Origin of the sequence: Nocardioides sediminis (genome assembly GCF_003047295.1) — a bacterium.
GTDB classification, from domain to species: domain Bacteria; phylum Actinomycetota; class Actinomycetes; order Propionibacteriales; family Nocardioidaceae; genus Nocardioides; species Nocardioides sediminis.
Window position 1 is genome coordinate 101,576 of sequence record NZ_PZYZ01000003.1, and the last position, 24,477, is coordinate 126,052.

Sequence of the window (24,477 nt, forward strand, 5' to 3'; positions counted from 1 at the left end):
TGATGTGTTGGCACCGCTGAAACTCGCCGCCTCCCCCCGCACATCCGCGCTCACCGTCGCGCGCGGCCACTCAGCGTCAGAAGGACACGACACCGTGACCAGCACCCCGACCGTCCCGGCCGGCAGCTCCTCCCAGCCCGCCGCCACGTCCGCGCCGGCCGCCCGGCCCGTCCGCCGCAAGCGCGGCGAGGGCCAGTGGGCCCTCGGCTACACCGAGCCGCTCAACAAGAACGAGCAGACGAAGAAGGACGACAACCCCCTCAACGTCCGCGCCCGGATCGAGAACATCTACTCCAAGCGCGGCTTCGACTCCATCGACCCGGCCGACCTGCGCGGCCGCTTCCGCTGGATGGGTCTCTACACCCAGCGCGCTCCCGGCTTCGACGGCGGCAAGACCGCCATGCTCGAGGAGGAGGAGCTCGACGACCGCTACTTCATGATGCGGGTGCGCACCGACGGCCAGGTCCTCGGGCCGGAGCAGCTGCGGGCCCTGGGCGAGACCTCCACGACGTACGCCCGGAACACCGCCGACATCACCGACCGCAACAACATCCAGTACCACTGGATCGAGGTCGAGAGCGTGCCGGCGATCTGGGAGCGGCTCGAGTCGGTCGGGCTGATCACGATCGAGGCCTGCGGAGACTCGCCGCGACCGTTCCTCGGCTCGCCGGTCGCCGGCATCGCCAAGGACGAGATCATCGACGGCTCCTCAGCGCTCGCGGAGATCAAGGCCCGCGCGATCGGCAACCCGGAGTTCTCCAACCTGCCGCGCAAGTTCAAGACCGCGCTGACCGGCCACCCCAGCCACGACGTCGCCCCCGAGGTCAACGACGTGTCCTTCGTCGGGACCGTCCACCCCGAGCACGGTCCCGGCTTCGACATGTGGGTCGGCGGCGGACTGTCCACCAACCCGATGCTGGCGCAGAAGCTCGGCGTGTGGATCCCGCTGGACGAGGTGGCCGACGCCTGGGAGGGCGTCGCGTCGATCTTCCGCGACTACGGCTACCGCCGGCTGCGCTCCAAGGCGCGGCTGAAGTTCCTCGTCGCCGACTGGGGCGTGGAGAAGTTCCGCGAGGTGCTCGAGACCGAGTACCTGCACCGGGCCCTCGTCGACTGCCCCTCCCCCGCGACGCCGGTCGTCCAGGGCGACCACATCGGCATCCACGAGCAGAAGGACGGCAAGTTCTACGTCGGCGCCGCGCCGCTCGTGGGTCGCATCGACGGCCGCACGCTGACCGCGCTGGGCGACCTCGTCGAGCAGTACGGCGCGCTGGGCGCGCGCCTCACGGCGTACCAGAAGCTCGTGGTCCTCGGCGTCGACGCCGCGGACACCGACGCCTTCGCCGACGACCTGGAGAAGATCGGGCTGACCGCCCGCCCCAGCAACTGGCGACGCAGCACGATGGCCTGCACCGGCATCGAGTTCTGCAAGCTCGCCATCGTCGACACCAAGGAGCGCGCCCGCAGCCTCGTCACCGAGCTGGAGAAGCGCTTCCCCGACCTCGACACCCCGATCACCGTCAACGTCAACGGCTGCCCCAACGCCTGCGCCCGCACCCAGGTCGCCGACATCGGCCTCAAGGGACAGCTGGTCATGGACGAGGCCGGCAACCAGGTCGAGGGCTTCCAGGTCCACCTCGGTGGCGCCCTGGGGCTGCAGGCCGGCTTCGGCCGCAAGCTACGGGCCCACAAGGTCGCCAGCGCCGACCTGGACGACTACGTGACCAACGTCGTGACCGCCTACCTCGACGACCGCGAGGACGGCGAGTCGTTCGCGACCTGGGCCGCCCGCGCCGACGAGGTCCACCTGCGCGGCGAGCGGGCCACCGAGGCCGTCTGATGAGCTCACCCCACGAAATCGCTCGCTGCGCTCCCGATTCCGCGGGGACCCCGAGATGAGCGAGCGCGCGGTCGCCCAGCACTGCCCCTACTGCGGCGAGACCACCCTGTGGCCGCTGGAGGACGGCTGGGAGTGCCGGTCGTGCCTGCGGGCGTTCGCCGTGAAGTACCTCGGCCTCACCCGTCCCGATACCAGCCGAGGAGGTGCCCGATGAGCCTCTCCACCCAGGCTGCCCGCGACTTCAAGGGCACCCACACCGACGGCCGCTCCCCCGAGGAACTGCGCGAGCTGGTCTCGCACGTCGGAGCCGAGCTCGAGCTGGCACCCGCCGAGGTCATCATCGAGTGGGCCGTGGCGACGTTCGGGGAGCGCTTCTGCATCACCTCGTCCATGGGCGACGCCGTGCTCGCGCACCTCGCCTCGACGGTCGCGCCCGGCATCGACGTGGTCTTCCTCGACACCGGCTACCACTTCGCCGAGACGATCGGGACCCGCGACGCCGTGGAGGCGACGCTGCCGGTCAACCTCCGGACCGTCAGCACCGACCTCACCGTGGCCGAGCAGGACGCGCAGTACGGCAAGGACCTCTACAGGACCGACCCCGACCTGTGCTGCGCCCTGCGCAAGGTCAAGCCCCTAGCGGACACCCTGTCCGGGTACGACGCGTGGGCGACCGGCCTGCGCCGCGCCGAGACCCACAACAGGGTCATCGCACCGGTCGTCGGCTGGGACGCGCGCAAGCAGAAGGTCAAGGTCTCCCCGATGGCGCGGTGGTCCGACGAGCAGGTCGAGCGCTACATCGCCGACAACGGCGTCCTGGTCAACCCCCTCGTCTACGACGGCTACCCCTCCATCGGCTGCTGGCCCTGCACCCGGCGCGTCGCTCCCGGCGACGACCCGCGCAGCGGCCGCTGGGCCGGCACCACCAAGACCGAGTGCGGGATCCACGCATGAACACACCCCGCCTCTCCCTCCACGACAACGGCGTCGATCTCCACCCCACCACCCAAGATGGGAGGCCCCGCTGATGGCCGCTCCTGCACTGGTCGCCCTGGCTCACGGAAGCCGTGACCCCCGCTCGGCCGCGACGATCACCGCGCTCGTCGACGAGGTCCGCTCGATGCGCCCCGACCTCCGGATCGAGCCCGCGTTCCTCGACCTGTCCAAGCCGTCCTTCGAGACGGTGGTCGCCAAGCTGGTCAAGGCGGGCTTCGAGGAGATCGTCGTCGTGCCCCTGCTCCTCACCGAGGCCTACCACGCGAAGGTCGACGTCCCCGAGGCCATCGCCGCCGCGGCGGCCCGCCACGAGGGGCTCAAGATCCGCGCGTCCAGGATCCTCGGCATGGAGGCCACGTTCCTCGAGGTGCTGGACCTGCGCCTGCGCGACGCCCTCAAGGAGGCCCGGGTCCGCGAGCTCGACGCCCTGGTGCTGGCCGCCGCCGGTTCCTCGGACCCGCTCGCCAACCAGGCCGTCGCCCGGCTCGCCCGCACCTGGGGCACCCGGCACAAGCTGCCGGTGACCGCCGCCTTCGCGTCGGCCGCTCCCCCGGCCGCGGGCGAGGCCGTCCGCGCCTTCCGGGCCGAGGGCCGGCGCCACATCGCGGTCGCGTCGTTCTTCCTGGCTCCGGGCTTCCTGCCCGACCGGGCCGCGGAGCTCGCGACCGAGGCCGGCGCGATCGCGGTGTCCGAGCCGCTCGGCGCGCACCCCGAGGTCGCCCGGGCGGTGCTGGCCCGCTACGCCGTCGGCGCCGTCGAGCTCGTCCCCGTCTGAGGCAGCAGCCGCAGCGCCTCGCGCCGTGAGAGCGGCGCGAGGCGGTCGGCGTGCGCATCGACGAAGGCCCGCACCCAGTCGGGGTCGGTGCGGCTGTGCTCGCGCAGCGCCCATCCGACCGCCTTGCGGACGAAGAACTCCGAGCCGTACGCCGAGCCCTCGAGGTTGGCCTCGACGGCGTCGGCGAGCAGCGCGGTGTCGGTGTCCGCGCGGTGCCGCAGCTGGGCGAGGATGGCCGCGCGGCGTACCCACATGCTCTCCTCGTCGGTCGCCCAGCGGCGTACGACGGGGGTGACGGCCTCGCGGTGACCGGCGAGCACCCCGCCGACCAAATGGGCGGAGACCTCGTCGACCACGTCCCACCACGCGCCGGTCACCAGGAGGTGCCGCAGCAGCGGCAGCAGCTCGGGATCGAGCCACGCGCGGTAGTGCCGGTGGCGCAGCAGCGCGATCGCGGCGTACCACTCCTCACGGTGCGTGGCCCCGTCCCACAGCTCGCGGGCCGTGTGCTCCCAGACCTGCCGGTCGTCGAGGCGATGCTCGGCGAGCAGCGGACGCAGGAGCGCCGCCAGCTCCGGGGAGCGCAGCCCGCGGTAGGGCAGCGCGGACTTCATGTAGGCCTGCTGACCGCGCGCCCGCTCGGGGTCGCCCGCACCCGCCAGGGCGTCCCGGATGCTCGCGACGAGGACCGCGTCGGCGCCCATCCGGCTGCCTAACCCACCAGGCGCTCGAGCAGGTGCTCCAGCTGGCGGGCGGGGTCGGTGGTGACGCCGCCGTGCACCGGCCCGGGCTGGAGGACGGTGCTCCGCGGCGCCTTGAGGAACCCGAACCGCTGGCCCAGCGGCTGGCCGGCGGCCTCTCCCCCACGCCGGTCCCCGCGGGCGACGCCCTCGACGAACTCGAGAGCGGCGCACACCTGGTCGGGGTCGAGGTCCGGGTCGAGGGCCGCCAGCCGGTCGCGGTCGCAGAGCCACGCCACGTCGAGGAAGTCGGCCGCCTGGCAGTGCAGCACCACGCCGACGTTGAGGAACTCCTCGCGGTCCGGGCGGGGCACGCAGCGCAGGACGACGTACTGGTAGGGCAGTCGCTTCATGCGCCACCGCCCGGGAGCCACTGGCGGGTGCCGAGGCGGGCGACGAGGAAGTCGACGTACGCCGCCCGCAGCGCCTCGGGCGTCTCGGCGCCGGGCACCGGCTCGAGCCACTCGTCGGGGACCCGCGCCACGACGCTCGCGAAGGCCGCCCGGTCGAGGAGGGGCGACACCTCGGCGTCTGCCGCCGCCACCTCGTCGAGGTGCCGGCCCAGGACGTGGTCCGAGGAGTCCCACGGCTGACGGGCGAAGCGCTGGGGGTCGGTGACGCCGCCGGCCCAGCCGTGGTGGAAGTAGAGCGAGGCACCGTGGTCGATCACCCACAGGTCTCCGTGCCACAGCAGCAGGTTGGGGTTGCGCCACGAACGGTCGACGTTGGCGCAGAAGGCGTCGAGCCAGATCACCCGGGCCGCCTCCGCGCCGGCGGGCCCGTCGGCGTCGAGCACGGCGCCGTCCACACCGAAGGCGCCGGGGAGGAAGTCGACGCCGAGGTTGAGCCCCGCGCTGGCGTTGAGCAGGTCCTGGACCTCCTCGTCGGCCTCGTACCGCGCGATCTCGGGGTCGAGCTCGAGGGCCACCAGACGGGGCGTGCGCAGACCCAGCCGCTCGGCGAGCCCGCTCACGATCACCTCGGCCACCAGCACCTTGAGCCCCTGACCGGCGCCGCGGAACTTGCAGACGTAGGTGCCGAGGTCGTCGCCCTCCACGATGCCCGGCAGGCTGCCGCCCTCGCGCAGGGGCGTCACGTAGCGGGTCACGAACACGTCGGGAAGGACGGTCTCCTCGGCCTGAGCCGGTGTCGCCGTCACGTGACCGGGTCCTCCTCGAGGATGCGGCGCCGCTGCTCGGCCACGTCGAAGTCGGCCTCGGGCCAGGGGGTGTCGAGCTCGTCGAGGACCTCGTGCAGCATCGTGGCAACCGCCCAGTTGCGGTACCACTTGCGGTCGCTCGGGACGACGTGCCACGGGGCGACCTCGGTGTTGCAGCGCTCCAGGGCGATCTCGTAGGCCTCCTGGTAGGCGTGCCACTGGGACCGCTCGTCGATGTCGCCCGGGTTGAACTTCCAGTGCTTCGACGGGTCGTCGAGCCGCGCGAGCAGCCGCTCCTTCTGCTCCTCGGGGGAGATGTGGAGCATGCACTTGAGGATCGTCACGCCGCTGTCCGCGAGCTCGGCCTCGAAGCGGTTGATGGCGTCGTAGCGGCGGGTGATCGCCGAGCGCGTCGTCAGCTCGCGCACCCGGGCGATGAGCACGTCCTCGTAGTGGGAGCGGTCGAAGACGCCCACCAGGCCGGGGCCGGGCACCGCCCGACGGATGCGCCACAGGAAGTCGTGGCGTCGCTCCTCGGCGTCGGGCGCCTTGAAGGAGGTGATCCGCACGCCTTGGGGGTCGATGAGGCCCACGGAGTGGCGCAGCACGCCGCCCTTGCCGGAGGTGTCCATGCCCTGGAGCACCAGCAGGACACGCTGGTCGCCGTCGGCCTTGCCGTGCGCGTAGAGCCTCTCCTGCAGCTCGGCGAGGGGCTCGCCGACGACGGGCAGTGCCGCCTTGCCGGCGGCCTTGTCCCCGTCGAACCCCGGCGTGGAGCGCGGGTCGATCGAGCCCAGGTCGACCGGCCCGGCCGGGACCTGCAGGAGCGGTCGTACGGCCTCGCCTGTGGAACCTGCTGACTTCTTGGTCTTGGCCATGGCCGCAGCCTAGAGCGACTCGACGTCGGTGTCGTCGACCGCCAGCTCGTCCTTGACCACGGCGAACGCCATGCCGGGCGGGTAGCCCTTGCGCGCCAGCATCCCGACCAGGCGACGGGTCGCCTTGTCCGTCTCGACGCCACGCATGCTCCGCAGCTTCTTGCGGACCAGGGCGCGCGCGGCGGCCTCCTCGTCGTCGGGGTCGATCTCGTCGAGCGCATCGCGCGCGACGTCGTCGTCGATGCCCTTGCGGCGCAGCTCCTGGGCGAGTGCTCGTCGGGCGAGCCCCTTGCCGGGCTGGCGGGAGGCGATCCACGCCCGGGCGAACGCCTCGTCGTCGACCAGGCCCACCTCCTCGAACCGGTCGAGCAGGGCGGTGGCGAGGTCGGCCGGCACGTCCTTCTTGGCCAGCTTGTCGGCGAGCTCGCGTCGTGACCGTGCCTGGCCGGTCAGGGCGTCGAGGAGGATCTTGCGGGCCACGGACTCGTGGTCGGGCTCCGGATCGTCGCGCACCGACTCGGACACCGTGCTCGGCAGTGGTGGCGCCTCCGGACGCCGGGCCGACCGGGTCCAGGCCTCGACACCGTCGTGGACGTCTCCCACCCACGACGGCATCGGCCTGGACTCACCCGACCCGGGAGCCTGCTCAGAAGTCATCCACACCGATGGGGTCGTCGGAGAGGTCGGACGGGGAGTCGACCTGGGGCCCGACGCCGAGCTTCTCGAGGATCTTCTTCTCCAGCTCGTTGGCCAGGTCGGGGTTGTCCTTGAGGAACGTGCGGGCGTTCTCCTTGCCCTGTCCGAGCTGGTCGCCGTCGTAGGTGTACCAAGCGCCGGACTTGCGGACCAGGCCGGCCTCGACGCCAACGTCGATGAGGCCGCCCTCACGGCTGATGCCCTTGCCGTACATGATGTCGAACTCGGCCTGCTTGAACGGCGGGGCCACCTTGTTCTTCACGACCTTGACGCGGGTGCGGTTGCCCACCATCTCCTGGCCGTCCTTGAGGGTCTCGATGCGACGCACGTCGAGGCGCACCGAGGAGTAGAACTTCAGCGCCCGGCCACCGGTCGTCGTCTCGGGCGAGCCGAACATGACGCCGATCTTCTCGCGCAGCTGGTTGATGAAGATGGCGGTGGTGCCGGAGTTGTTGAGGGCACCGGTCATCTTGCGCAGCGCCTGGCTCATCAGCCGCGCCTGGAGGCCGACGTGGCTGTCGCCCATCTCGCCCTCGATCTCGGCACGGGGCACCAGCGCGGCCACGGAGTCGATGACGATGAGGGACAGGGCGCCGGAGCGGATGAGCATGTCGGCGATCTCGAGCGCCTGCTCACCGGAGTCGGGCTGGGAGACCAGCAGGGCGTCGGTGTCCACGCCGAGGGCCTTGGCGTAGTCGGGGTCGAGCGCGTGCTCGGCGTCGATGAAGGCGACGATGCCGCCGGCCGCCTGGGCGCTGGCCACCGCGTGCAGCGCGACCGTCGTCTTTCCGGAGGACTCCGGACCGTAGATCTCCACCACACGGCCGCGGGGCAGACCGCCGAGGCCGAGCGCCACGTCGAGTGCGATGGCGCCGGTCGGGATCACCTCCAGCGGAGCGCGGCTGTCGTCGCCCAGTCGCATGACCGAGCCCTTGCCGAACGACTTCTCGATGTTGGCGAGGGCGGCGTCCAGTGCCTTCTCGCGATCTCCACCAGCCATGTGCGTGTCCTTGTCTGATCCGTCGGGTGTGAGGTACGTCTGCGACGCTAGGACGAGCCACCGACAGTGCCTGATCAGCCCCGTCGAACGCTGTGGACCACCTCGCCCTGCGTCGTACCTGTGGACACAATCTAGCCCGAACGCCTGTTCGACTCCCGCACCGTGGCCCGCGTGTCGCCTACCCGGGCGGGGTGACGACGAGCCGGGTCGTCCCGGCGTGACGCGCGGCCTGGCCCGAGACCACGACCGTGAGGGCGAGCAGGCCGGCGAACGCCGCCAGCGCCGGGTAGCCCAGCCAGGCGACGATCACCCCGGCCAGCGCCCCTCCGCCCGCGGCCGTCAGCGACATCGCCATGTCGGAGGTGCCCTGCACGTCGGTCCGCGCGGCCACGGGGGTGAGGTCGGCGATGATCGTCGAGGCCGCGACCGTCGCGGCCGACCAGCCGAGCCCGAGCAGGAAGAGCCCGGCGAAGATCTGCCAGGACGACCCCTGCGGGGCGAGCCCGCACAGCGCGAGGGCCACGAGCAGCACCACTCCCCCGGCCCGCAGCACCTGCGCGCGCCCGAAGCGGTCGGCGGCCATGCCCATGAGGGGCGAGAAGGCGAACATCCCCAGGACGTGCACCGAGATCACGAAGCCGATGACGTGCAGGTGGGCACCCCCGTGCTCCATGTGGAGCGGCGTCATGATCATCACCGTCACCATCGCGGCATGCGCGCACGCCATGCCCACGATGGCCGCCCCCAGCGCGGGCTGCGCGCGGAGCGCGTCGGTGAAGCGGGACCACGAGCGACCCGACCGGGCCTCCGCGGTCGCACCGGCCGCGGCCTGCGCCAGCAGCAGCGGGTCGGGACGCAGCAGCACGGCGACCCACACCGCCGCGACCACCAGGACCACGGCGCCGATGGCGAAGCCGCCGGTGAGCTCGGGGATGCCGAGCCGCCGCGCGAGCGTGGCCCCCACACCGGTCAGGTTGGGCCCCGCGACGGCACCGATGGTCGTCGCCCACACCACGAGTGACAGGGCACGACCGCGCGTCTCCTCCGGGGCGAGGTCCGTGGCGGCGTACCGGGACCCGTTGTTGACCGCCGTGGTGGAGCCCAGCAGCACGGCACCGGTGAGCAGGACCGCCATGGAGCCGACCACGCCGGCGGCCACGCACAGGGCCGCGCCCGTCGCTCCCGCGAGGTAGCCGGTGACGAGGCCGACCCGGCGGCCCCGGCGTCCCATCAACCGCGCGAGGAGGTACGCCGCCAGGGCGGTCCCGAGGACCTGGAAGGTCTGTGCGAGGCCGGCCTGGGCGTCGGACCCGGAGATGTCGCGGGCCAGGAGCGAGGCCGTCGCGACGCCGATCGTGACGCCCACGGCGCCGACGGCCTGGGAGACGACCAGCACCCGCAGCGTGCGCGCCTGGACCCCGGCGTGCGCGACGGCCGCGGACTCGGCGGGCGTGCTCACCGCTGGGACTCCGGGAGCTCGAGCACCTGCCACACCGCCGCCCAGACCTGCTTGGGCGGCATCCCGGCGTCCAGCGCCTCGACCACCGTGCGGCCGCCGAGGTCGCCGATGACGAAGAGCTCGGCCCACGAGCGCGACGACGCCGGACCGAGGGCGTGGTCCAGCCGCGCCCAGAACTCGGTGTGCCTCATCCGCGCACCGCCGTGACCTCGAGCCACGCCTGGGTGTTCCCGTCGCCGTCCGACCGCGCGACCTCGATGTCGTTCCAGCCCGTGCCGGTCACGGCCCCCCGCACGGTATCGGCCTGCCAGTAGGTGAAGTGCCGCGGTGCGCGGACCGCGCCGTGGGTCGACCAGCCCTCGCCGACGCCCTCCTTGACCGAGACGTGCAGCAACCCACCCTGCCTGGTCACGGCCGCCAGGCGGGTCTGGACGGCCGGCAGGTCGGCCCGTGCGACGTGCAGCAGGGAGGCGTTCGCCCAGACGCCGTCGTACGGCCCCTCGGGGGAAGGCAGGTCGTCGACGAGAGGGTCGAGCAGGTCGGCCGCGTGCCCCTGCTCGCGCAGCAGTGCGACGAAGCCCGGCGTGACGTCCGTACGCCGCACGCGCAGCCCGAGGTCCTCCATCAGCGCGGCGTCGCGTCCTCCGCCCGATCCGACCTCCAGGACCCGCCCACCCGCGCCGACGCCGGCGGCGAACCGCTCGACAGCGGCCCGCACGGACGCTGACGGCGCGGCCGTGAGCTCGGCGTACGCGACCGCGTGGAGGTCGTAGGCGCGCACGGTCGCGGCCACCGGGTCGCTCATGCCGCACCCACGTCGTGCACGTGGTGGAGCACGTCGTGCAGGTGGTAGAGCGCCAGGGTCTCCACGGTGAACTCGGAGCCGTTCGAGCGCGTGCCGCGGCGGTGGGCCGCCTCGGCGGGCACGGCGGCGTACACGCCGGCCACGTGCCCGGCGGCCTCGACGAGCTCGACGTCCACCGTCGCCGGGTCCTGCTCGGCGTAGCGCGAGGCCACGGCCGTGGCGTCCTGGTCCCAGTTGTCGAAGCGCGGGCCGTCCTGGGCCAGCATCAGCCCCACGCGCTCGGCGAAGAGCCGGTGCACGTCGCGGACGTGGCAGGCGTACTCCAGCGGCGACCAGGTGCCCGGTGACGGACGCTCGGCGGCGCCGGCGCGGGCGAGCACCCCCGACCACACCATCGCCGAGTCGTGCAGGGCGGCCGGCACGGAGGCGAGCGTGTGGGCGGCCGGGTCGAAGCCGCACTCCTCGCAGGGTCGGTCCAGGACCCAGGTCCAGTCCAAGGTGTCGGGGACGACGGGGTCGGGCTCGGGCATGGCCCCATCCTCGCAGCGGCTCCGCTCGTCCGGCGACCCGGTTCCTCGCGGGCCCGACAGGGCCGGACGCGACCCGCCGGTCCAGACCGGTCGGGCCAGGTGGCGAGAAATCCGCATGATGGTGAACCGGCGCGCCGGGTCGTGGGCACAAGAGGTCGTGCAGGGGATCGAGATGGACGGGGACTGGGAGTCGGCGAGCGACGCCACGCTCGTGGCCGCCGTGCGCGACGTCGACCGGACGGCGCTCCACGAGCTCTTCGTGCGTCACGAGCCGTGGCTCTCGGCGCGCCTGTCGCACCGGTGCCCGGACCCGGCGGTCGTGGACGAGGCGATCTCGGACACCTTCCTCGCCGTGTGGCGCAAACCCTCGTGGCGCGGCGACGGGGACGTCGGCGCCTGGCTGTGGGGCATCGCCATCCGCTCGCTGCTGCACCGGCTGCGCCCCCGCAAGAACGTCGTCGAGCGGCTCGCCTCCCTCCGTGGCTCCCAGGTGCTGTCGGCCGAGGAGGAGGTCCTCGCCCGCGTCCAGTACAGCGACGTGGGCGTGGCCCTCGAACGGCTGTCGCCCGAGCTGCGGGCCGTGGTGCAGGCGACCGTGCTGGACGGACTGACCACCCGCGAGGCGGGACAGCTGCTGGGGATCCCCAGCGGCACCGTGAAGAGCCGGATGAGCCGGGCTCGCACCGAGCTGAGGGAGGCCCTCCTGTGAACGCCTGGCATGTCTCCGACCACGACCTCGCCGCCTACCTGTCCGGCTCCGCCGGCACGGTGCTGACGGCCTCGGTCGAGTCGCACCTCCTCGGCTGCCCCGGCTGCCGCGGGTCGCTCGCCACGGTCCGCGGGCCCGAGGGCCACGCGGACACCGAGAGGCGGTGGACCGCCCTCGTCGAGCGCATCGACCGGCCGCAGCAGTCCTGGACGAGCCGGGTGCGGCCGACGCTGGTCGTCCGGGCCTCGGTGTCGTCCCCCCCGCTCTTCGTCGCGTGGCTCTCGGCCGTCGTCGCCGTGCTGGCCCTGCCCGTGCTGCCGGTGGTGCTGACGGGCCGCGACGCCGCCACCGCACTCCTCGCCGTCGCACCGCTCGCCCCGCTCGGGGCGGTCGCCCTGGCCTACCGGCGTGGCAGCGACCCGGCGGGCGAGCTCGCGCTGGCCGCCCCGCTCGCCGGCTTCCGCCTCGTGGCCGTCCGCGCCCTGCTCGTCGCCCTCGCCGCCGCACCCGTGGGGGTCCTCGCGGCCCTCGCGCTCGGCCTGCCGTCGTACGTCGCGTTCGGCTGGCTGCTGCCCGGCCTCGCCCTCTGCTCACTGGTCCTGCTCGGAGGCACGGTGCTCCGCGACCCCTCCGTGCTCGCCGGTGCTCTCGGCGCGGGGTGGGCCCTGGCCGTCACCCTGCCCGCACTGCGCTCCCGCGGGACCTCGGACCTCGTCGCGGACGTCCTCGCGTCGTCCGGCGTCCAGCTCCTCACCCTCATCATCGCCGTCGCGGCGCTCGCCCTGGCCTGCGCCCGCCGCGACCACGTCACCTACCGGAGGACCGCATGACCATCGTCCACGACCGAGCCGGCACCCTGGTCCGCACGGCCGGCCTGCGCAAGTCGTTCCGCGGCGTCCGCGCCGTGCGGGACGTCGACCTGGACCTCTCCGGGGGCGTGGTCGGTCTGCTCGGCCCGAACGGCGCCGGCAAGACGACCCTGCTGCGGATGCTGGCCACCGTGCTGGCCCCGGACGCCGGGGAGGTCCGGCTGCTCGGTCGTGACCCGCGGGTGCCGGCCGAACGCCTGGAGATCCGCCGGCGGCTCGGCTACCTGCCCCAGGCCCCGAGCCTGTACGGCGGCTTCACCGTGCTGGAGATGGTCGAGTACGTCGCGGTGCTCAAGGAGCAGACCGACGCCGCCGCCCGGCGCCGGGACGCGGTGCGCGTGCTCGAGTCGGTCGGCCTCGGCGACATGCAGCGCCGCAGGATCCGCACGCTGTCCGGAGGGATGCGCCAGCGTGTCGCCCTGGCAGCTGCGCTGCTCGGCCGCCCCGAGCTGCTGGTGCTGGACGAGCCCGCCACCGGGCTCGACCCCGAGCAGCGCATCGAGCTGCGGTCGCTGCTCTCGGAGACGGCGCAGCGCGGGACCGTCGTGCTGTCCACGCACAACACCAGTGAGGTCGCGGCCCTGTGCCAGCGGGTCGTGGTGATGCGCGACGGTCGCATCCACTTCGACGGCACCCCGCAGGGGCTGCGGACCACCGCGGAGGGACGCGTGTGGGAGGCGGAGGAACGCGACCCGCGCGCGGCCCGGAGCTGGATGACCGCCGAGGGTACCTACCGCCACGTGGGCACCCCTCCCGCCGGCGCCACCACGGTGCGGCCGACGCTGGAGGACGGCTACCTCTTCGTGACCGGGGGCTGGCGATGACGATCACTCCGCTCGCGCAGGCCGCGCGCCCCACGTCGCGGTCGATCCGCTGGTCGCCCCTCGTCGGAGTGGCCGCCGTGCTGGTCATCGTCCTGCTCGTCGCCCGGACCGCCCAGCGGCCGTCCGACGTGGTGATGGCGATCGCGGCCGCGGCCCTGGCCAGCGTCGTGGTCGCCTCGCTGCACGACCCGGCGACCGACCTGCTCGCGCCCGTGCCGGTGTCGGTCATGCAGCGCCGCCTCCTGCGGCTGGCCCTGGTCCTGGTGCCGGCCCTGCTGGTCTGGGTGGCGCTGGTCGTGGTGGCGCCACCCTCGCTGGAGGCGACGTCGCCCGGCCCGCTGCTCGCCATGACCGCCGTCGGGGTGGCGGCCGGCGTGTGGTCACCCGCCCGACGTGCCGTGCTCGTGGGAGCCTCGGTGCCGGTGCTCTGGTTCGCCCTGGACATGACCGTGCCGAGCGACGTCCTCCTCGGCGACGCCGCCGGTTGGTGGCGGACCGACCCCTGGCCGGTCGCCGCGGTGGCGCTCGGCGCCCTGGTCGCGGGGAGGCGGCGATGAGCGCCGCGGCCCCCGCCCTCCCGGTCTCGCGACCCCGCGGCCTGACCCGGGGCGTGGTCCGCGCCGTGGCGCTCGCCGAGCTGCGGCGGATCCTGCGCAACCCCGTGCTGTGGGCCGGCGCCGCCCTGTCGGTGTGGATGATGTGGTCGGTCGTCCCGGATCCCGACGAATGGGCCGGAGCGTCGTACGAGGAGATCGCGGTCTCGGTGACGCCGCTCCTCCTTGTCATCTCGCTCGTCACGGCCGTCTCCTTCCACCGCGAACGGGTCGAGGTGGCTCCCGACGCGCCGGTGCGAGAAGGAACCCGGGCCATCGCCCGCCTGGTGGCCGCACTCCCCCTAGTCGGCATCGCCGTCGCGTACGCCGGACTCCTGGCGTGGCGCCAGCGCGACCGCGGCGGGCTCTGGCTCGGCGTCGAACCCGGACGCACCACCGAGGCGCTGTTCACCGCGGGCGAGCTGGCCCAGCCCGTGGCCCTCGCGGTCCTGGCGGTGGCGGTCGGCGCAGTCCTCGGGCGGCGGCTCCCGCACCTCGTGTCGGTCGTCCCGCTGCTGTTCGTCGTGTGGTTCCTCGTCAGCGTCTACTGGCTGTTCGGGCACGAGGTGGTCACGCCGTTCTCGGTCCTCCAGGTCCAGCCCGTCCGGGTGCATGCCGGCCCGGCCACGGCGGACCCGCTCGGATTCCCGGCGCACTGGCTGCTCGAGGGACCCGGGGAGTTCAGCGGCCAGTGGTCCCGCGTGTTCGTGTCCAACGCGCTGGGCTGGTGGCATGCCGTCTGGTTGCTGGGCCTGTCCGCCGTGGTCGGGGCGTTCGCCGTCCCGAAGGGGCGCACCCGCAGGTGGATGCTGGCCGCCGGTTCGGTCGTCGCCGCCGTCGGCGTCGTCGCGCAGTACGCGGTGCTGCCGTGAGGTGGTCGGCCCGCGTGCGGCTGGCGACCGTGGCCCCGTTGCTCGTCGCGCTCGTCGCCTGCGCCCCCGCTGCGTCGGACGACGACGGCGAGCAGATCGTGGGCGGCTCGCTCGCCCCCGCTCCGCCCCCGTCCGCGGACGCCGTACCGGTGGTCGTCGACTCGGACCTGGCTCCCGACGACCTCGCCGCCATCGCCTACCTGGTGCGGCACCCGGACGTCGAGGTGCTGGCGCTCACCGTGCCCACCACCGGCATGGTGACCTGCGGCGGCGGTGTCGACCTGCTCGCCGACTTCTTCGAGGCGATCGACGAGGACCCGGTGCCGGTGGCGTGCGGGGACACCGACCGCGGCCCGCACGGGGAGCCGTTCCCGGTGCCGTGGGCGACGGGGGCTATGAGCCACAGCGGACTCGACAGGACGGGGGCGGGCCCCCTGCCGCCCGTGACGAAGGTCGACGCGGCGACCCATGTCGCCCGGCTCGCGGACCGGGTCGACGGCCTGCAGGTCGTGGCCCTCGGACCGTTGACCGAGATCGCGGAGGTGCGTCGTCGCCGTCCCGCGTCGTACGCGCGCATCGCGGGGGTGACGTCGATGGCCGGGATCGTCGAGGCCACCTCGCACGACGCGGCGCTCGGCGTGGGCGAGTGGAACGCCGCAGCCGACGTGGACGCCTTCGCCGATGTGGTGGCCGGAGAGGTCCCGCTGACGATCGTCCCCGACGACCCGGTCCCGCCCGGCCGCCCGGACGGGCTCGCGGCACCCGTCGTGAGCAGGCTGGGCGGCGACCCGCAGTTCGCCTCGCCGGCCTTCTGGGACCTCGCCACGGCCGGCGTGTTCACCACCCCGGAGGCGGCCACGGTCGCGACCGGCACGTGGGAGGTCGACGTGGAGGACGACCGGGGGCGTCTCGTGCGCACCGGTGATGGTCCGGTGCGCGTGGTCACCGGGCTGGACTCCGGTCTGCTGGACGCGGCCTACGCGGAGGTCTTCGGCGCCGACCTCAGGTGAGCAGCAGCGTGTCGAGCCGACGGCGCACGATCGCGAGGCCGACGAGGCCCATGACGAGCAGGTAGACGACCGAGATGACGCTCTCCCAGCCCGGCGTGCCGGTGGTGAGCTCGCGGCACAGCACGACACCGCGGTAGAGCGGCGTCGCCTCCACGATCCAACGCAGCACACCCTCGTAGGCGGTGACGGGGAAGAAGGTCGCCGAGAACAGGAACATCGGCATCTGGATGAGCGTGATCTTGTCGAAGTCCTGGAAGCTCTTCATCCACGTCGTCAGGGCCATGCAGACGGCACTGAACGCGAAGCCGATCAGCATCGCGGCGGGCAGCGCGAGCAAGGCCCACCACGAGTGCAGCATGCCCATCGCGGCCATCACGAGCAGGAAGACCGCGGAGTAGGTGGACCCCCGGATCTGGCCCCAGGCGATCTCGCCGCGCGCGATGTCGGCCGTGGTCAGCGGGGTGGCCAGCATCTGGTCGTAGAGCTTCTCGTACTTCAGCTTGAAGAAGACGTTGTAGGTCGAGTCCATGAGCGCTCCGTTGAACGCGCTGACCGCGAGCATGCCGGGCGCCACGAACTCGGCGTACGGGATGGCCTGGCCGTTGAACTCGAAGGCATCGATGAGCTGGCCGACGCCGATGCCGATGGAGAACAGGAAGAAGACCGGCTCGAGGAAGCCGGTGATGAACAGCTTCCACGCGGAGCGGTAGGTGATGTAGTTGCGCTGGACGAGCAGGCCGAGGGCCTGGACGGACGTCAGCGGCTCGTAGGGCGTGACCGACATCAGAGCACCAGCCTCCGCTCGAGGCCGCGCGCGGCCCACCACCAGCCGAAGGCCGTGACCGAAACCAGGACGGCGAGGTTGACCAGCGCCAGCGACCAGTCGACGGTGTCGAGGCACAGCATCCGAGAGAGGTTGACGCCGTGCCACATGGGTGTGGCCCGGGCCAGCCACTCCATGACCGGGCCCAGGTTGCTGACCGGGAAGAACGCACCGGAGAAGAGCGTCAGCGGCATCACGCCGAGGCGGAAGATCACCCCGAAGGCCTCCTCGGACTTCACCCGCACCGAGATCCCCATGACCACCGAGGCGAACGCCATGCCGGTCAGCAGCTGGACCGGGAAGGCGAGGATCGGTCCCCACCAGGTCTCGAAGACGCCGAACGGCGCCAGCACCAGCATGAACACCCCGCACGCGGTGACCAGGCGGAACAGCACGAACATCAGGTGCGCGCCGGCGATGTGCCGCGCCTCGAGCGGCGTCGCGGCCTGCGCCCAGTAGGTCTTGTGCCACTTGAGCCCGCCCATGACCGGGTAGGTCGTCTCGCCCACGGCGAGGCCGAGGGCGTGGGCGACCACGAGGCCCGGGACGATGAAGGCCAGGTAGGAGGTGGCTCCCTCGAGCCGTGCCGGGTCGACCTCGATGAAGCCGCCCAGGAGCACGCCCATGGCCAGCACGTAGAAGAGCGGCGAGAAGAACGAGGAGATGATGCCGCCGCGCCAGGTGCGCTTGAAGACCGTCCACCAGTAGTCGGTCTGCCGACCGATGCCCTGGGCCAGCGTGAGCCCGCCGGCCGGTGTCGAGGAGGCGGCCATCAGTCGACCAGCGTCCGGCCGGTGAGCTTGAGGAACACGTCCTCGAGCGTGGAGCGACGGACCAGCACGGCGATCGGCTCGAGCCCGCGCTCGTGGACCCGGGCGATGACCTCCTCGCCGTCGGGGCTGTAGACGAGGATCCGGTCGGGCAGCACCTCGAGCCGGCCGAGGTCGCCGATCTTCTCGGCGATCTGCTCGTGGACGTTGCCCTCGTCGACGATGCCGAAGCGGAGCTCGGCGACCTCGCGCGTCGAGTGCTCCTCGATGAGCTGCCGGGGCGATCCCTCGGCCGCGATGAGGCCCTTGTCCATGACGACGAGGCGGTCGCACAGCTGCTCGGCCTCGTCCATGTAGTGCGTGGTGATGACCAGGGTCACGCCCGCCTGCTTGAGCCGGAAGAGCTGGTCCCACAGCACGTGGCGGGCCTGCGGGTCCAGGCCCGTGGTCGGCTCGTCGAGCAGCAGCAGGTCGGGCTTGTTGACCAGGCTGCGGGCGATGGTGAGGCGTCGCTTCATGCCGCCGGACAGGTCCTCGACCCGCGACCTCGCCTTGTCGGTCAGCTGCACGAACTCCAGCAGCTCGTCGACGCGCGTGTTGACCTCCCCCTTGGGGATGCCGAAGTAGCGGCCGTAGATGAACAGGTTGTCGCGGACGTTGAGCTCGTTGTCGAGCGTGTCCTCCTGGGGGCACACCCCCAGGCGACTCCGGATCGCGGGCCCCTGGGTGGCCGGGTCCATGCCCAGGATGCTGAGCTCACCACCGCTGATCGGGCTGACGCTCGCGATCATCCGCATCGTGCTCGACTTGCCCGCGCCGTTGGGTCCGAGGAAGCCGAACGCCTCGCCCCGCCGGACGTCGACGTCGATGCCCTTGACGGCCTCGAAGTCGCCGAACGACTTGCGCAGCCCCCGCGCCAGGATCATGGATTCACTCACGGTCGTGACCCTATAGATCGCCACCGACGGTGACCGAACCGACGTCCGGCCCGGGCCGGAGGACGAGAAGGACCCGCAGGGGTTCCTCCTCGTCCGATGCCCGGACTAGGACTTCTTGCGTGCCGCCTTCGTGGCCTTCCGGGTCGTACGACGCGACCCGCGGGCCGCGTCGGCGGCCTCCTGCTCGGTGGTGGCGCCCTCGGTGGCCAGGTGGCCGCCGGCGTTCTCGAGGTGGGCGCGGATGAACCAGTGGAACTGCTCGAGCTCTCCGGTCTGTCCGATCAGCAGGTCCTCGGTCACCGGATCCACCTCGCCGACCACGTCGATCGCCGAGCGGTTGTCCTCGATCACGCCGGAGTAGACGAGGTCGAGCGCGCCGAGGTGGGCCTGGGCGGTGTCCTTGCCGATGTCGTAGTCGTCCCACGAGCGTGCGTCGACCAGCGCGCCCGGCGTGCCGACCGGCGTACCGCCCATGGTCGCGATCCGCTCGGCGACGGCGTCGGCGTAGCCGCGCACGACGTCGACCTGCGGGTCGAGCATCTCGTGGACGCCGATGAAGTTGGGGCCCACGACGTTCCAGTGCACGTGCTTGAGCACGAGGTGGAGGTCGGTGTAGGCGAACAGGCGGTCCTGCAGCGCGGAGACGACGGTGGTGCTCTCCTGGGCGCTGAGGCCGGGGACGGTGAAGGTCTGGATGGACGAGCTCTTCGTAGCCATGTCGATGACCCTAGGCAGGCCGGGGAAGGACGTGCCCACCCCTGCGGGCGGGGTGGCGGCGTCGGAGGGCCGGGCGAGCATCCGCGACACGGCACCGTTGTCGGTGCCGTAGGACAGACTGGCCCCATGCCGGCCCTCGACCACTTCAGCGCCCCGACCCGCGCGTGGTTCGAGGCCGCCTTCGCGAGGCCGACCGCCGCCCAGGAGGGCGCGTGGGACGCGATCGCGGCCGGCAAGCACGCGCTGGTCGTCGCGCCCACCGGCAGCGGCAAGACGCTGAGCGCCTTCCTGCACGCCATCGACACCCTGCTGACCGCCGAGCGGCCGGACGACAAGAGCCGGCGCACCCGCGTCCTCTACATCTCCCCGCTCAAGGCGCTGGCCGTGGACGTCGAGCGCAACCTGCGTGCCCCGCTGACCGGCATCCGGCACACCGCCGAGCGGCTGGGCACCAGCCTGCCCGACCTCACCGTCGGGCTGCGGTCCGGCGACACGTCGGCGGCCGACCGACGCAGGCTGACGAGCAGCCCGCCGGACATCATGATCACCACGCCCGAGTCGTTGTTCCTCATGCTGACCAGCCAGGCCCGCGAGTCGCTGCGCGGCATCGACACGGTCATCCTCGACGAGGTGCACGCGGTCGCCGGGAGCAAGCGCGGCGCCCACCTCGCCGTCTCCCTCGAGCGGCTCGACGCCCTCCTCGACGAGCCGGCCCAGCGCATCGGCCTCAGCGCCACGGTGCGGCCGCTCGAGGAGGTCGCACGCTTCCTCGGCGGCAGCGAGCCGGTCGAGATCGTCGCCCCGCCGAGCGAGAAGGAGTGGGACCTGCGGGTGGTCGTCCCGGTCGAGGACATGACCGCCCCCGAGGAGTACGACGAGGAGTCCGGCGACCCGCAACGGGCCACCAGCATCTGGCCGCACGTCGAGGAACACGTCGTGGACCTGGTCGAGCAGCACCGCTCGACCATCGTGTTCGCCAACTCACGACGCCTCGCCGAGCGCCTCACGGCCCGGCTCAACGAGATCGCCACGGAGCGGGCCGGGGGCGATCCCGGGGAGGACGGGGCCGCCCAGTCCGTCCCTGCGCAGGTCATGGCGCAGTCGGGACAGGGCGGCGGCGCCGGCACGATCATCGCCAAGGCCCACCACGGCTCGGTCTCCAAGGAGCAGCGCGCCCTCATCGAGGACGACCTCAAGCGCGGCCGCCTCCCCTGCGTGGTGGCCACGAGCAGCCTCGAGCTCGGCATCGACATGGGCTCGGTCGACCTCGTCGTCCAGATCGAGTCTCCTCCCAGCGTCGCCAGCGCCCTCCAGCGCGTCGGCCGCGCCGGCCACCAGGTGGGCGAGGTCAGCCGGGGGGTGCTCTTCCCCAAGCACCGCGGCGACCTGGCACAGACGGCGGTCGCGGTCGAGCGCATGCGCAGCGGCGCGATCGAGTCGCTGTCCGTGCCCGCCAACCCGCTCGACGTGCTGGCCCAGCAGGTCGTCGCCTGCACGGCGATGGAGGACTGGGAGGTCGACGACCTCTATGCCCTCGTGCGCCGCGCCGCGCCGTACTCCGCCCTCCCACGCAGCGCCTTCGACGCCACCCTCGACCTGCTGAGCGGCCGCTACCCCAGCGAGGAGTTCGCCGAGCTGCGGCCCCGCATCGTGTGGGACCGGGTCACCGGGGTGCTGTCGGGACGCCCCGGCGCCCAGCGCCTCGCGGTCACCAGCGGCGGCACCATCCCCGACCGTGGTCTCTTCGGCGTGTTCCTGGTGGGCGACAAGGCGAGCCGGGTCGGCGAGCTCGACGAGGAGATGGTCTACGAGTCGCGCGTGGGCGACATCTTCGCCCTGGGCGCGACGAGCTGGCGGATCGAGGACATCACCCACGACCGGGTGCTGGTCACCCCCGCGCCGGGCATCCCGGGGCGGCTGCCGTTCTGGAAGGGCGACTCCCTCGGGCGCCCGGCCGAGCTGGGCGAGGCCATCGGCAGCTTCACCCGCGAGCTGGCCGGCGCGACCCCGGCCAAGGCCCGCGAGCGCGCCCTCGAGCGCGGGCTCGACGACTACGCCGCCGGCAACCTGGTCACCTACGTGACCGAGCAGCAGGAGGCCACCAACGCCCTGCCCAGCGACACCCAGCTGCTCGTCGAGCGCTTCCGCGACGAGCTCGGCGACTGGCGACTGGTCGTGCACTCCCCCTACGGCACCCCCGTGCACGCGCCCTGGGCGTTGGCGATCAACGCCCGGCTGCGCGAGCGCTACGACATCGACGGCCAGGCGGTGGCCTCCGACGACGGGATCGTCATCCGCATCCCCGACACCGACGACGAGCCGCCCGGCGGCGACGTCGTGGTCTTCGAGCCCGACGAGATCGAGCAGCTGGTCACCCAGGAGGTCGGCGGTTCGGCCCTGTTCGCCAGCCGGTTCCGCGAGTGCGCGGCCCGCGCCCTGCTGCTCCCCCGCCGGGACCCCGGGCGCCGCAGCCCCCTGTGGCAGCAGCGCCAGCGCAGCGCCCAGCTCCTCGAGGTCGCCTCGCAGTACCCGTCCTTCCCCATCGTCCTCGAGGCCATCCGCGAGTGCCTGCAGGACGTCTACGACCTCCCCGCCCTGGTCACCCTCCTCCAGCGGGTGCAGCGACGGGAGGTCACCGTCGTCGACGTCGCCACCCAGACGCCGAGCCCCTACGCACGCAGCCTCCTGTTCGGCTACGTCGCCCAGTTCGTCTACGAGGGCGACTCACCGATCGCCGAGCGCCGTGCCGCCGCACTGTCCCTCGACCAGGGGCTGCTCGCCGAGCTCCTCGGGCGCGCCGAGCTCCGCGAGCTGCTCGACCCCTCGGTGCTGGCCGAGGTCGAGGCCGAGCTCCAGTGGCTGGCCCCCGACCGCCGCGCCCGGGACGCCGAGGCGGTGGCCGACATGCTGCGGCTCCTCGGGCCGCTCGGCACTGCCGAGATCGCCGACCGGTCGGTGGAGGGTGCCGACGTCGACGCGTGGCTGACCACCCTCTCCGACGTACGCCGCGTGGTCCCCGCCCGCATCGCCGGCGAGGAGCGCTGGACGACGGTCGAGGACGTCGGGCGACTGCGCGACGGCCTGGGCGTGCCCGTGCCGCCCGGCACCCCGGACGTCTTCACCGAGCCGCACGAGGACCCGATCGGCGACCTCATCGCCCGCTACGCGCGCACCCACGGGCCCTTCACCACCGCCGACGTGGCGGCGCGGCTCGGCCTGGGCGAGGCCGTCGCCCGTCACGCGCTCCAGCGCCTCGTCTCCCGGGGGCGGCTGCTCGAGGGCGAGTTCCGGCCCTCCGGCAGCGGCAGCGAGTGGTGCGACGCGGAGGTGCTGCGCAAGCTCCGGCGGCGGTCCCTCGCGCGTCTTCGCAAGGAGGTGGAGCCGGTCACCCAGGACACCGTGGCGCGCTTCCTGCCGGCGTGGCAGCGGGTCGGCGGCAAGCTGCGCGGCGTCGACGGCGTGGTGGCCGCCATCGACCAGCTGGCCGGGTGCCCCGTGCCGGCCAGCGCGCTCGAGCCCCTCGTCCTCGCGGCGCGGGTCCGCGACTACGAGCCGTCCTACCTCGACGAGCTCACCGCCTCCGGCGAGGTCGTCTGGGCGGGCCACTCGCCCCTGCCCGGCAGCGACGGCTGGGTCAGCCTGCACCTCGCCGACCAGGCCGAGCTGACGCTGCCCGACATCTCCGACGTCGAGCCCAGTGCCGTGGAGCGTGCGGTCCTCGACGCGCTCGACCCCGGCGGCGCGTGGTTCTTCCGCCAGCTCTCCGACCGCGTGGGCTCGACCAGCGACGCGGAGCTCTCGGCCGCGCTGTGGTCGCTGGTCTGGCAGGGACGGCTGACCAACGACACCGTAACTCCGCTCCGGGCCCTGGTGCGCTCCGGCAACGCGAGCCACCGCACCCGCCGGACGCCGCCCCGGCTCCGCACCGGCGGCCGTCCCGGCGGCCGGATGCCCGTGCGCACGGGACCGCCGGAGACCGCGGGCCGATGGGCCCTGCTCCCCGAGCGCGACTCCGACCCCACCCGGCGTGCCCACGCGACCGCCGAGCACCTCCTCGAGCGGCACGGCGTCGTGACCCGGGGCGCGGTGATGAGCGAGCGCGTCGCGGGCGGCTTCGCCGGGGTCTACAAGGTGCTCTCGGCGTTCGAGGACACCGGCCGGTGCCGCCGCGGCTACTTCATCGAGGGACTCGGGGCCGCCCAGTTCGGCACGGCCGGGGCGATCGACCGGTTGCGCACCTTCGGCGAGCGCGCCGACGCCAAACCGGGAGCCGTCACCCTCGCCGCCACCGACCCGGCCAACCCCTACGGCGCGGCGCTGCCCTGGCCCGATGCGAGCGGCCGGGGCGCCGACCAGACGGGCGACAAGGCCGTCGAGAAGGCCGTCGAGAAGGCCGGACACCGCCCCGGTCGCAAGGCGGGTGCCCTGGTCGTGCTCGTCGACGGCGACCTGACGATGTACGTCGAGCGGGGCGGCCGGACGCTGCTCACCTGGAGCGACGACCCGGAGCGGCTGGTGCCGGCGGCAGCCGCCCTGGCCGACGCCACCCGCCGGGGGGCCCTGGGCAAGCTCGTGGTCGAGCGCGCCGACGGAGCGGCCCTCCTGGGCGGTGGCAGCACCCCGTTGCGTGCTGCGCTGGACGAGGCCGGCTTCGTGGCCACCCCGAAGGGACTGAGGATGCGTGCCTGAGGGCGACACCGTCTACCGCGCCGCCCGCAAGCTCGACCGGGCGCTGACCGGCCACGTCCTGGAGGCGAGTGACTTCCGGGTGCCCCAGCTGGCCACCGTGGACCTGTCCGGGGCCAGGGTGACCGGCACCTTCTCCCGCGGCAAGCACCTGCTGACCCACATCGAGCACGACGATGCCTGGACGTTGCACACCCACCTCAAGATGGAGGGCAGCTGGCACGTCTACCCCCTGCACGAGAAGTGGCGGCGACCGGTGACCCAGGCGCGGGTCGTGCTGCGCACCAACGCTCGTGCTGCGGTCGGGTTCTCCCTGGGGATCATCGAGCTGGTCCCGCGCTCCCACGAGCACGAGGTCGTCGGTCACCTCGGCCCCGACCTCCTCGGGGACGACTGGGACGAGGCGGAGGCACTGCGCCGGCTGCGCAGCGACCCCACGCGGCCGGTGGCCGAGGCCCTGCTCGACCAGACCAACCTGGCCGGCATCGGCAACATGTACATGGCCGAGCTGTGCTTCACCAGCGGCGTCCACCCGCTGCTGCCGGTCGGGGACGTCCCCGACCTCGAGCGGCTCGTGCGCCGGGCCCGGCAGATGCTCGAGCTCAACAAGGAGCGGGCGATCCAGTCCACCACCGGCGACCTCCGTCCCCGCGAGCGGATGTGGGTCTACCGCCGCGACAACGCGCCGTGCCGTCGCTGCGGGACGCCCGTCCGGGTGGCCATGCGCGGACCCGCCGAGCGGGAGCGGGCGTCCTACTGGTGCCCGCGCTGCCAGCCCGAGGGCTGAG

Annotated in this window: 26 protein-coding genes; 12 read left to right on the forward strand and 14 right to left on the reverse strand. The window is 73.1% G+C overall.

All coding sequences use genetic code 11. The features are described 5' to 3' along the window. The first annotated feature begins 94 nt into the window (after nucleotides 1-94). From DAI17_RS09405 to DAI17_RS09420, 4 genes are all read left to right on the forward strand, one after another. A complete protein-coding gene (locus tag DAI17_RS09405; RefSeq protein WP_107772669.1) occupies nucleotides 95-1,840 on the forward strand; it encodes a nitrite/sulfite reductase in 1,746 nt (581 codons plus the stop codon). Between the two features lie 55 nt (nucleotides 1,841-1,895). After that, on the forward strand, nucleotides 1,896-2,054 hold the full coding sequence (locus DAI17_RS09410) for an Insertion element protein (protein ID WP_107772670.1): 159 nt from the start codon (nucleotides 1,896-1,898) through the stop codon (nucleotides 2,052-2,054). Next, the gene (locus DAI17_RS09415) at nucleotides 2,051-2,794 is read left to right on the forward strand and encodes a phosphoadenylyl-sulfate reductase (RefSeq protein ID WP_107772671.1); all 744 of its coding nucleotides are present in this window, start codon (nucleotides 2,051-2,053) and stop codon (nucleotides 2,792-2,794) included. The genes DAI17_RS09410 and DAI17_RS09415 overlap by 4 nt, the downstream gene beginning before the upstream one ends. A gap of 73 nt (nucleotides 2,795-2,867) precedes the next feature. Continuing rightward, nucleotides 2,868-3,611, forward strand: coding sequence for a sirohydrochlorin chelatase (locus tag DAI17_RS09420; protein WP_107772672.1), 744 nt, complete (start codon nucleotides 2,868-2,870; stop codon nucleotides 3,609-3,611). Here DAI17_RS09420 and DAI17_RS09425 read toward each other — a convergent pair. From DAI17_RS09425 to DAI17_RS09470, 10 genes are all read right to left on the reverse strand, one after another. Further along, nucleotides 3,575-4,315, reverse strand: a complete 741-nt coding sequence (locus tag DAI17_RS09425; protein WP_107772673.1) for a DNA alkylation repair protein — start codon at nucleotides 4,313-4,315, stop codon at nucleotides 3,575-3,577. The two genes, DAI17_RS09420 and DAI17_RS09425, sit on opposite strands and share 37 nt — an antisense overlap. Nucleotides 4,316-4,323: 8 nt before the next feature. Further along, entirely contained in the window at nucleotides 4,324-4,704 is a 381-nt protein-coding gene (locus DAI17_RS09430; protein ID WP_107772911.1) for a DUF3037 domain-containing protein, read from the reverse strand. Further along, nucleotides 4,701-5,510: a HipA family kinase gene (locus tag DAI17_RS09435; protein ID WP_107772674.1), complete on the reverse strand. Its 810-nt coding sequence runs from the start codon at nucleotides 5,508-5,510 to the stop codon at nucleotides 4,701-4,703. Before DAI17_RS09435 ends, DAI17_RS09430 begins: the two co-directional genes overlap by 4 nt. Then, a complete protein-coding gene (locus DAI17_RS09440; RefSeq protein WP_107772675.1) occupies nucleotides 5,507-6,388 on the reverse strand; it encodes a PPK2 family polyphosphate kinase in 882 nt (293 codons plus the stop codon). The genes DAI17_RS09435 and DAI17_RS09440 overlap by 4 nt, the downstream gene beginning before the upstream one ends. Nucleotides 6,389-6,397: 9 nt before the next feature. Then, the gene (locus tag DAI17_RS09445) at nucleotides 6,398-7,045 is read right to left on the reverse strand and encodes a regulatory protein RecX (protein WP_107772676.1); all 648 of its coding nucleotides are present in this window, start codon (nucleotides 7,043-7,045) and stop codon (nucleotides 6,398-6,400) included. Beyond that, entirely contained in the window at nucleotides 7,035-8,084 is a 1,050-nt protein-coding gene (gene recA / locus DAI17_RS09450) for a recombinase RecA (RefSeq protein ID WP_107772677.1), read from the reverse strand. Before recA ends, DAI17_RS09445 begins: the two co-directional genes overlap by 11 nt. 178 nt (nucleotides 8,085-8,262) lie before the next feature. Beyond that, on the reverse strand, nucleotides 8,263-9,543 hold the full coding sequence (locus DAI17_RS09455) for an MFS transporter (protein ID WP_107772678.1): 1,281 nt from the start codon (nucleotides 9,541-9,543) through the stop codon (nucleotides 8,263-8,265). Then, entirely contained in the window at nucleotides 9,540-9,734 is a 195-nt protein-coding gene (locus tag DAI17_RS09460; RefSeq protein ID WP_107772679.1) for a DUF3046 domain-containing protein, read from the reverse strand. Before DAI17_RS09460 ends, DAI17_RS09455 begins: the two co-directional genes overlap by 4 nt. Further along, the gene (locus DAI17_RS09465; RefSeq protein WP_107772680.1) at nucleotides 9,731-10,348 is read right to left on the reverse strand and encodes a class I SAM-dependent methyltransferase; all 618 of its coding nucleotides are present in this window, start codon (nucleotides 10,346-10,348) and stop codon (nucleotides 9,731-9,733) included. Before DAI17_RS09465 ends, DAI17_RS09460 begins: the two co-directional genes overlap by 4 nt. Then, nucleotides 10,345-10,878, reverse strand: coding sequence for a DinB family protein (locus tag DAI17_RS09470; protein ID WP_107772681.1), 534 nt, complete (start codon nucleotides 10,876-10,878; stop codon nucleotides 10,345-10,347). Before DAI17_RS09470 ends, DAI17_RS09465 begins: the two co-directional genes overlap by 4 nt. A gap of 115 nt (nucleotides 10,879-10,993) precedes the next feature. On the opposite strand from DAI17_RS09470, the gene DAI17_RS09475 reads away from it, so the two are divergent. The 6 genes from DAI17_RS09475 to DAI17_RS20950 are packed head-to-tail and all read left to right on the forward strand — an operon-like array spanning nucleotide 10,994 to nucleotide 15,755. Beyond that, nucleotides 10,994-11,587 carry an RNA polymerase sigma factor gene (locus DAI17_RS09475; RefSeq protein WP_199905039.1) on the forward strand — a complete coding sequence of 198 codons (594 nt, stop codon included), beginning with the start codon at nucleotides 10,994-10,996 and terminating at the stop codon, nucleotides 11,585-11,587. Further along, nucleotides 11,584-12,417 carry a hypothetical protein gene (locus DAI17_RS09480; protein ID WP_107772682.1) on the forward strand — a complete coding sequence of 278 codons (834 nt, stop codon included), beginning with the start codon at nucleotides 11,584-11,586 and terminating at the stop codon, nucleotides 12,415-12,417. The genes DAI17_RS09475 and DAI17_RS09480 overlap by 4 nt, the downstream gene beginning before the upstream one ends. Continuing rightward, nucleotides 12,414-13,280, forward strand: a complete 867-nt coding sequence (locus DAI17_RS09485; RefSeq protein WP_107772683.1) for an ABC transporter ATP-binding protein — start codon at nucleotides 12,414-12,416, stop codon at nucleotides 13,278-13,280. The genes DAI17_RS09480 and DAI17_RS09485 overlap by 4 nt, the downstream gene beginning before the upstream one ends. Beyond that, a complete protein-coding gene (locus DAI17_RS20940) occupies nucleotides 13,277-13,837 on the forward strand; it encodes a hypothetical protein (RefSeq protein WP_159081451.1) in 561 nt (186 codons plus the stop codon). Before DAI17_RS09485 ends, DAI17_RS20940 begins: the two co-directional genes overlap by 4 nt. Beyond that, on the forward strand, nucleotides 13,834-14,745 hold the full coding sequence (locus DAI17_RS20945; RefSeq protein ID WP_159081452.1) for a hypothetical protein: 912 nt from the start codon (nucleotides 13,834-13,836) through the stop codon (nucleotides 14,743-14,745). Before DAI17_RS20940 ends, DAI17_RS20945 begins: the two co-directional genes overlap by 4 nt. 14 nt (nucleotides 14,746-14,759) lie before the next feature. Then, nucleotides 14,760-15,755: a nucleoside hydrolase gene (locus DAI17_RS20950; protein WP_159081453.1), complete on the forward strand. Its 996-nt coding sequence runs from the start codon at nucleotides 14,760-14,762 to the stop codon at nucleotides 15,753-15,755. Here DAI17_RS20950 and DAI17_RS09500 read toward each other — a convergent pair. The 4 genes from DAI17_RS09500 to DAI17_RS09515 form a co-directional block, all read right to left on the reverse strand. Continuing rightward, entirely contained in the window at nucleotides 15,748-16,539 is a 792-nt protein-coding gene (locus tag DAI17_RS09500; RefSeq protein ID WP_107772685.1) for an ABC transporter permease, read from the reverse strand. The two genes, DAI17_RS20950 and DAI17_RS09500, sit on opposite strands and share 8 nt — an antisense overlap. Then, nucleotides 16,539-17,351, reverse strand: a complete 813-nt coding sequence (locus tag DAI17_RS09505) for an ABC transporter permease (RefSeq protein WP_107772686.1) — start codon at nucleotides 17,349-17,351, stop codon at nucleotides 16,539-16,541. Before DAI17_RS09505 ends, DAI17_RS09500 begins: the two co-directional genes overlap by 1 nt. Then, on the reverse strand, nucleotides 17,351-18,286 hold the full coding sequence (locus DAI17_RS09510; protein WP_234412424.1) for an ABC transporter ATP-binding protein: 936 nt from the start codon (nucleotides 18,284-18,286) through the stop codon (nucleotides 17,351-17,353). The genes DAI17_RS09505 and DAI17_RS09510 overlap by 1 nt, the downstream gene beginning before the upstream one ends. A gap of 105 nt (nucleotides 18,287-18,391) precedes the next feature. Beyond that, entirely contained in the window at nucleotides 18,392-19,003 is a 612-nt protein-coding gene (locus DAI17_RS09515) for a Dps family protein (RefSeq protein ID WP_199905040.1), read from the reverse strand. Between the two features lie 126 nt (nucleotides 19,004-19,129). On the opposite strand from DAI17_RS09515, the gene DAI17_RS09520 reads away from it, so the two are divergent. Together DAI17_RS09520 and DAI17_RS09525 are read left to right on the forward strand one after the other, a co-directional pair. Further along, a complete protein-coding gene (locus DAI17_RS09520; RefSeq protein WP_107772688.1) occupies nucleotides 19,130-23,692 on the forward strand; it encodes an ATP-dependent helicase in 4,563 nt (1,520 codons plus the stop codon). Then, nucleotides 23,685-24,476 carry a DNA-formamidopyrimidine glycosylase family protein gene (locus tag DAI17_RS09525; RefSeq protein ID WP_107772689.1) on the forward strand — a complete coding sequence of 264 codons (792 nt, stop codon included), beginning with the start codon at nucleotides 23,685-23,687 and terminating at the stop codon, nucleotides 24,474-24,476. The genes DAI17_RS09520 and DAI17_RS09525 overlap by 8 nt, the downstream gene beginning before the upstream one ends. Nucleotide 24,477 lies beyond the last annotated feature (1 nt).

Bases quoted from the DNA above. Each gene is read 5' to 3' on its own strand.
- recA (WP_107772677.1), bottom strand. From the start codon at position 8,084: ATGGCTGGTGGAGATCGCGAGAAGGCACTGGACGCCGCCCTCGCCAAC.
- DAI17_RS09465 (WP_107772680.1), bottom strand. From the start codon at position 10,348: ATGAGCGACCCGGTGGCCGCGACCGTGCGCGCCTACGACCTCCACGCG.
- DAI17_RS09440 (WP_107772675.1), bottom strand. From the start codon at position 6,388: ATGGCCAAGACCAAGAAGTCAGCAGGTTCCACAGGCGAGGCCGTACGA.
- DAI17_RS09500 (WP_107772685.1), bottom strand. From the start codon at position 16,539: ATGTCGGTCACGCCCTACGAGCCGCTGACGTCCGTCCAGGCCCTCGGC.
- DAI17_RS20945 (WP_159081452.1), top strand. From the start codon at position 13,834: ATGAGCGCCGCGGCCCCCGCCCTCCCGGTCTCGCGACCCCGCGGCCTG.
- DAI17_RS09420 (WP_107772672.1), top strand. From the start codon at position 2,868: ATGGCCGCTCCTGCACTGGTCGCCCTGGCTCACGGAAGCCGTGACCCC.
- DAI17_RS09475 (WP_199905039.1), top strand. From the start codon at position 10,994: ATGATGGTGAACCGGCGCGCCGGGTCGTGGGCACAAGAGGTCGTGCAG.
- DAI17_RS09520 (WP_107772688.1), top strand. From the start codon at position 19,130: ATGCCGGCCCTCGACCACTTCAGCGCCCCGACCCGCGCGTGGTTCGAG.
- DAI17_RS09485 (WP_107772683.1), top strand. From the start codon at position 12,414: ATGACCATCGTCCACGACCGAGCCGGCACCCTGGTCCGCACGGCCGGC.
- DAI17_RS09430 (WP_107772911.1), bottom strand. From the start codon at position 4,704: ATGAAGCGACTGCCCTACCAGTACGTCGTCCTGCGCTGCGTGCCCCGC.
- DAI17_RS09415 (WP_107772671.1), top strand. From the start codon at position 2,051: ATGAGCCTCTCCACCCAGGCTGCCCGCGACTTCAAGGGCACCCACACC.
- DAI17_RS09505 (WP_107772686.1), bottom strand. From the start codon at position 17,351: ATGGCCGCCTCCTCGACACCGGCCGGCGGGCTCACGCTGGCCCAGGGC.
- DAI17_RS09470 (WP_107772681.1), bottom strand. From the start codon at position 10,878: ATGCCCGAGCCCGACCCCGTCGTCCCCGACACCTTGGACTGGACCTGG.
- DAI17_RS20940 (WP_159081451.1), top strand. From the start codon at position 13,277: ATGACGATCACTCCGCTCGCGCAGGCCGCGCGCCCCACGTCGCGGTCG.
- DAI17_RS09410 (WP_107772670.1), top strand. From the start codon at position 1,896: ATGAGCGAGCGCGCGGTCGCCCAGCACTGCCCCTACTGCGGCGAGACC.
- DAI17_RS09515 (WP_199905040.1), bottom strand. From the start codon at position 19,003: ATGGCTACGAAGAGCTCGTCCATCCAGACCTTCACCGTCCCCGGCCTC.
- DAI17_RS09425 (WP_107772673.1), bottom strand. From the start codon at position 4,315: ATGGGCGCCGACGCGGTCCTCGTCGCGAGCATCCGGGACGCCCTGGCG.
- DAI17_RS09445 (WP_107772676.1), bottom strand. From the start codon at position 7,045: ATGACTTCTGAGCAGGCTCCCGGGTCGGGTGAGTCCAGGCCGATGCCG.
- DAI17_RS09460 (WP_107772679.1), bottom strand. From the start codon at position 9,734: ATGAGGCACACCGAGTTCTGGGCGCGGCTGGACCACGCCCTCGGTCCG.